Here is a 4149-nt window from a genome sequence, read left to right on the forward strand (position 1 = left end):
GTCCCCGGGCCGGCTCCGCCATTTCTGGCGGAGAATCGAAAACCAATCAGCCTGCGGTAGGCTGAAGATCCCAATCTCATTCAGTCGAATCGTCCCGCCTTCCCACGCCCGGAAGATCGAGGCACTATAGGCCGTCAGTTTCGCCTTCTGGATCACGGCCATGTTGGAAATCCCGGAAGATCGATGCGAGCGCCATCGCCTGTTCAACGTTATCGACGATGCCTTCAAGGCCGGCGACTTCGAGGGCCTCGGCGTGGCGTTGGGCGGCTCTTCCCGCTGGTTCGACGAGCGCATGCCGTTCGAGCTCGGCCTCGGGCATCCGCTGGAATATGCGATCTATTGGAGCCCCGTCGGCTTCATCTCGTCTTTGCTGGATGCCGGCTCGAATCCAAACTATCAGGATCACGGCGGGTTTCCGTCCATCATTGCAGCGCTGTCCACCGACCGCGCCGACCGGCTGGACATCGTGCGGGTGTTGATCGACGGCGGTGCCGACCCCAACATGCGGGGCGTCAACGACTGGACTCCGCTGCACTATTCGGTGGCCATCCGCAGTGTCGATGCGATCGGCCTGCTTTTGGCGGCGGGCGCCGACCCGGTGCTCGAAACCCGCATCGATGACTACAGGAACGTGATCGAGGAAGCCGAGATTGCCGGCTTTGAAGCCGGTGCCTCCTTGCTGCGCGATGCGATGGCCGGGCGCAACTCCGACAGACAGTGAGTTGGGGCGCTACGAACCACCGCCAGCAAATGCCAGGCTGACCTCAGACCTTCTTCAACCCCGCCTGGAAGCGCTTGCCGTTGGCAACGTAGTGCGCCGCCGAGCCGCGCAACCTTGCCACGGCCGCGTCGTCCAGCACCCTGATCGCCTTGGCAGGCGAGCCGACGATCAGCGAATTGTCCGGGAATTCCTTGCCTTCGGTGACCAGCGCACCGGCGCCAACCAGAGAATTCCTGCCGATTTTCGCGCCGTTCAGCACGATGGCGCCCATGCCGATCAGGCTGTTGTCGCCGATCGTGCAGCCATGCAGCAAGGCGCGGTGGCCGATCGTGCAGCCTTCCCCGATCGTCAGCGGGAAGCCGGGATCGGTGTGCATGACAGTATGTTCCTGCACGTTGGTATCGGCGCCGATGACGATGGGCTCATTGTCGCCACGGATGACGGCGCCAAACCAGAAGCCGGCATTGCGTCCGACCCTGACGTCGCCGATCAGCGTCGCATCGGGCGCGATCCAGTTCGAATCCGCATCGGCGAAGCTGGGCTCTGTTCCATCGATCGCATAAAGCGGCATTTCTGGTCTCCGAATCGTCTCAGCCTGACAGCTCGGACCCTAGGAGACGGACCGTCCATGAGGCAATGGCAAGCACGACGACGCCCAGCGCCAAGGTCCACGCAATTGCCGTGCAGCCGCAGGACATCAGCGCCAACGTTGAAATGCGGCGCTGACGCCGGGCATCGATGGCATCATTGACCAGCATGAAGGGTCCGGCACAGGCCGTGGCGAGCAGCGAGCGCAAGACATGTGACGGCGACACATAGGGTTCGGTGAAGGCGACCTTGCGGCCCGACACCAGTTCCATAGCCGATCCGGCCAGCCCGCAGGCCGTCAACCCGACGGCAAAAGCAAAGAGTGTGAGTTCCAGCGGTCCCATCTTAACTTTCCATTTACCATGAAATTGCACAGTCGTTCCACGCAGGCTGCAAGAGCCGTGCCGTACGATGTGTGCCGCCCAAGGACACTGGAGGCGGACGGACGGCCCGAGATCCGAGGACTGAGATGAAGCAGGCAGCGCTCGCCAACGAACTCACTGTGGTCGATTCTAGGCTGATGAAGCGGGTGCTCTACGGATTCGCGGCGCTGGCCCTGCTTTCAGCAGCGATCAGCCTTGCAGGCAAATGGTTTGGCCATTCGATCGCCATGGCCGGATACACCGACGACGCAACGATGCACCAGGTGGTGATCGGCAACAATGTCATCACGGTCCCGGCCAACGCCATCCGTTTCGCCCAGGCCCGGCGCGACGGCATCGCCTCGCGGCTCGACCTCTATCTGCGCTATCCCCAGATGGACGGCTACAGCGAGGCCGCGCGGGATGATTTCAACCATACGGGAACAGCCAAAAGCATCGTCTTCCTGTCCTTCGAACAGCAGATGATGTCGCGTGACATGAGTGGCCGCTTCGCGCCGATCTACAGCGCGTTGATCACCCAACCCGGCATTGTCGGGCCTGGCGGCACGATGATTTATGGTTTCAACGAGAAATCAGGCTATCTGAACGAGGTGCTGGTTGTCGGCAATCGCCCCGGCAAGGAGCCGTTCGTGGCCCGTTGCCTGAGCGGACCGAGTGCCGACCAATCGCTGGCGCCTTGCGAGCGCGACATCCAGGTCGGCGACGAACTCAGCCTCACCTATCGCTTCCCAAGGGAGTTTCTGGGCGATTGGCAGGCGCTCGACGCGGCAATCGCCACCGAAGCGGGGCGCGTTCTGAAGGCGGGACATTAAGAAAGCCTCGGAAACTCCGGCCGGCCGCATTCGAGGCGGAGCCGGCCGAGCGCAAAATCGCTGGCTCAGGCCAGATCGATGTCGAGGATCGCCATCGAGAAATTGTAGTCGCCGTCGTCCTCGTCCTTGAAGACGATGCCGAGGAATTCGTCGCCGACATAGACCTCGGCCGAATCGTCCTTGCGCGGCCGCGCCTTGACCTCGAGCTTGGGGTTCTGGAAGACGCGCTTGAAATAGGCGTCCAGCTTTCTGATTTCGTCCGGCTTCAACAGTCTTCTCCGATCATCGGGCTTGCTCGTTCGAACGCGCTTCTGGCACGTCGACAATGGCGATGTAAAGGCAAGCGGCCTGATAAGGCGAGACAACCGCCCGCTCCTGCCCGCGGCCGGAATCCGACAGCAGACGACGGCGCCGTGAAAATCAGATGTCGAAACTGACGACCTGATCCATCGTCTGCGACGGCAGAAGCTGGTCCATCTGGCGCGACGGCTGATCGCAGCCGGTCTCACCGACGACGCGGGCCGGCACGCCGGCAACCGTCTTGTTGTGCGGCACTGGCGACAGCACCACCGAGCCGGCCGCTATCTTCGAGCAATGGCCGATTTCGATGTTGCCGAGGATCTTGGCGCCGGCGCCGATCAGCACGCCATAGCGGATCTTGGGGTGACGGTCGCCGCCGGCCTTGCCGGTGCCGCCCAGCGTCACGCCATGCAGGATCGACACGTCGTCCTCGATGACCGCGGTCTCGCCGACCACGAGGCCGGTGGCGTGGTCGATGAAGATGCCCTTGCCGATGCGGGCGGCGGGGTTGATGTCGGTCTGGAAGACCGAGGACGAGCGGCTCTGCAGGTAGAGCGCGAAATCCTTGCGCCCCTGGTTCCACAGCCAATGCGCCAGCCGATGGGTCTGTATGGCGTGGAAACCCTTGAAATAGAGCACAGGCATGATGAAGCGGTCGCAAGCCGGATCGCGATCATAATAGGCCTGGATGTCGACACGCACCGTCGTCGGCCACTCCTTGTCGTCGGCCAGCATGGACTTGAACGTCTGGCGGATGAGGTCGGAGCCGATGTCCTGGTGCGCCAGCCGCTCGGCCAGCCGGTGAATGACTGCTTCTTCCAGGCTGTCCTGGTTGAGGATGGTCGAATAGAGGAATGCAGCGAGCAGCGGGTCGCGGTTGACAGCCTCCATGGCCTCGTCGCGGATCGAACGCCAGATCGGATCGACCGGCTTCAATGCGCTGTGTCGGGAAATGCTGATGCTGTTCATGGCCGTCTCGTCCTGCGTCCTGCCGGGCTTGCCTGTTGTGCTTGCCTGTTGCCGGGCCGCACATATAAGCCAGATCATAGCACGATTGAACTCAATTTTCCTTAGTGCTTTGTCAAATGGATTTGGTTCGCGGGAATTCAAGCAGCCATGGAAAACGAACCCTTGATCGACGACGCGCTGAAAAGCGAGCTTTTGGCTCTCTACCGGGCGCCAGGCCGCCACTATCACAACCTTTCCCATATCGAGGCGATGCTGGCGCTCGCTGGCGACTGTCGAGAATTGCTCGGCGACCCCCAGGCGATCGAAGCGGCGATCTGGTTCCACGATGCCGTCTATGACAGCAAGGCCAAGGACAATGAGGCGCAAAGTGCTGCCC

General features: G+C 62.0%; 6 protein-coding genes and 1 pseudogene. 3 read left to right on the forward strand and 4 right to left on the reverse strand.

Going from position 1 to position 4149, the window contains the following annotated elements; translation table 11 throughout:
* Positions 1-160 precede the first annotated feature (160 nt).
* On the forward strand, positions 161-721 hold the full coding sequence (locus EN750_RS21310; RefSeq protein ID WP_127397558.1) for an ankyrin repeat domain-containing protein: 561 nt from the start codon (positions 161-163) through the stop codon (positions 719-721).
* A gap of 43 nt (positions 722-764) precedes the next feature.
* Here EN750_RS21310 and EN750_RS21315 read toward each other — a convergent pair whose 3' ends face one another.
* Both EN750_RS21315 and EN750_RS21320 read right to left on the reverse strand, forming a co-directional pair.
* On the reverse strand, positions 765-1292 hold the full coding sequence (locus EN750_RS21315; protein ID WP_127332112.1) for a gamma carbonic anhydrase family protein: 528 nt from the start codon (positions 1290-1292) through the stop codon (positions 765-767).
* 19 nt (positions 1293-1311) lie between these two features.
* Positions 1312-1653, reverse strand: coding sequence for a hypothetical protein (locus EN750_RS21320; protein WP_127397559.1), 342 nt, complete (start codon positions 1651-1653; stop codon positions 1312-1314).
* A gap of 125 nt (positions 1654-1778) precedes the next feature.
* On the opposite strand from EN750_RS21320, the gene EN750_RS21325 reads away from it, so the two are divergent.
* Positions 1779-2504: a hypothetical protein gene (locus tag EN750_RS21325; RefSeq protein ID WP_127397560.1), complete on the forward strand. Its 726-nt coding sequence runs from the start codon at positions 1779-1781 to the stop codon at positions 2502-2504.
* 65 nt (positions 2505-2569) lie between these two features.
* Here EN750_RS21325 and EN750_RS21330 read toward each other — a convergent pair whose 3' ends face one another.
* Positions 2570-2773, reverse strand: coding sequence for a DUF3126 family protein (locus EN750_RS21330; RefSeq protein WP_013531334.1), 204 nt, complete (start codon positions 2771-2773; stop codon positions 2570-2572).
* A 151-nt stretch (positions 2774-2924) separates the two neighbouring features.
* Positions 2925-3773: a serine O-acetyltransferase gene (cysE, locus tag EN750_RS21335; protein ID WP_013531333.1), complete on the reverse strand. Its 849-nt coding sequence runs from the start codon at positions 3771-3773 to the stop codon at positions 2925-2927.
* 147 nt (positions 3774-3920) lie between these two features.
* Here cysE and EN750_RS21340 point away from each other — a divergent pair.
* Positions 3921-4149: pseudogene (locus EN750_RS21340) on the forward strand (hypothetical protein); the annotation flags it as partial.

Source organism: Mesorhizobium sp. M7A.F.Ca.ET.027.03.2.1 (assembly GCF_003999175.1).
Lineage (GTDB): Bacteria > Pseudomonadota > Alphaproteobacteria > Rhizobiales > Rhizobiaceae > Mesorhizobium.

Excerpts from the sequence above, each read along its gene's own strand:
- EN750_RS21310 (WP_127397558.1), top strand. The coding sequence starts at position 161 with ATGTTGGAAATCCCGGAAGATCGATGCGAGCGCCATCGCCTGTTCAAC.
- EN750_RS21315 (WP_127332112.1), bottom strand. The coding sequence starts at position 1,292 with ATGCCGCTTTATGCGATCGATGGAACAGAGCCCAGCTTCGCCGATGCG.
- EN750_RS21325 (WP_127397560.1), top strand. The coding sequence starts at position 1,779 with ATGAAGCAGGCAGCGCTCGCCAACGAACTCACTGTGGTCGATTCTAGG.
- EN750_RS21320 (WP_127397559.1), bottom strand. The coding sequence starts at position 1,653 with ATGGGACCGCTGGAACTCACACTCTTTGCTTTTGCCGTCGGGTTGACG.
- cysE (WP_013531333.1), bottom strand. The coding sequence starts at position 3,773 with ATGAACAGCATCAGCATTTCCCGACACAGCGCATTGAAGCCGGTCGAT.